General features: G+C 46.0%; 7 tRNA genes. All 7 read right to left on the bottom strand.

The annotated features are described in order from the left end of the window. Positions 1-222: 222 nt before the first annotated feature. Positions 223-307 (bottom strand) — tRNA-Leu (locus QOS06_RS10680). Positions 308-321: 14 nt separating this feature from the next. Continuing rightward, positions 322-392: transfer RNA gene (locus QOS06_RS10675), tRNA-Cys, on the bottom strand. Between the two features lie 36 nt (positions 393-428). Beyond that, a tRNA-His gene (locus tag QOS06_RS10670) sits at positions 429-503 on the bottom strand. Positions 504-520: 17 nt separating this feature from the next. Then, a tRNA-Trp gene (locus QOS06_RS10665) sits at positions 521-591 on the bottom strand. A 6-nt stretch (positions 592-597) separates the two neighbouring features. After that, positions 598-680: transfer RNA gene (locus QOS06_RS10660), tRNA-Tyr, on the bottom strand. A gap of 5 nt (positions 681-685) precedes the next feature. After that, positions 686-758, bottom strand: a tRNA-Phe gene (locus tag QOS06_RS10655). Positions 759-794: 36 nt separating this feature from the next. After that, positions 795-867, bottom strand: a tRNA-Val gene (locus tag QOS06_RS10650). Positions 868-869 lie beyond the last annotated feature (2 nt).

Raw genomic sequence — 869 nt, 5'->3', positions numbered from 1 at the left:
AATCCCCGTGAAGCCATCAAGGACGGTTCTACGGGGATTTTTTGTCTGTCAATAACGTGTCAATATGGACTGCTTACCGTGCACCGGTTATACAAATTTGCACCATTTTGTACCATTTCTTTAAAATCAAAATTTAAACAAAAAAATAGGAGAAAGCCTGCTATAACAAGCCTTCTCCTATTTCATTAGCTTAGCTGACAATTTTGTACCAAAGTACTAATATGCCTCCGGTGGGGGTCGAACCCACACTCCCTCAACGGGAACTGGATTTTGAGTCCAGCGCGTCTGCCAATTCCGCCACAGAGGCATCAGCTAACTAAAAGGTGGTAATCGGATTTGAACCGATGATAAAGGTTTTGCAGACCTCTGCCTTACCACTTGGCTATACCACCAAATAGTTAAGATTAAGTAATAAGCTTAATCAAAAGGGCGGTATGTGGGATTCGAACCCACGCGTGCCGGACCCACAAACCGGTGTGTTAACCAAACTTCACCAATACCGCCAAAATATTCAGTTAAGCAGGGATAGTAGGAATCGAACCCACAATGACGGTTTTGGAGACCGTAGTTATACCGTTTAACTATATCCCTATAAAATGGGGGAGAGTGGATTCGAACCACCGAACCCGAAGGAACGGTTTTACAGACCGTCGCGTTTAGCCAGACTTCGCTACTCCCCCATAAATGGCGCGGGACGGAATCGAACCGCCGACACACGGAGCTTCAATCCGTTGCTCTACCAACTGAGCTACCGAGCCATTGTGTCATGGGTATATACAACTATTAAGTTGTAATGGAGGATACAGGGCTCGAACCTGTGACCCCCTGCTTGTAAGGCAGATGCTCTCCCAACTGAGCTAATCCTCCAA

This window comes from Limosilactobacillus sp. DJ3M12 (assembly GCF_947381695.1).
GTDB lineage: Bacteria > Bacillota > Bacilli > Lactobacillales > Lactobacillaceae > Limosilactobacillus > Limosilactobacillus kinnaridis.
The sequence above is the reverse complement of the archived record's forward strand: the minus strand, read 5'-3'. Positions and strand labels throughout refer to the sequence as shown.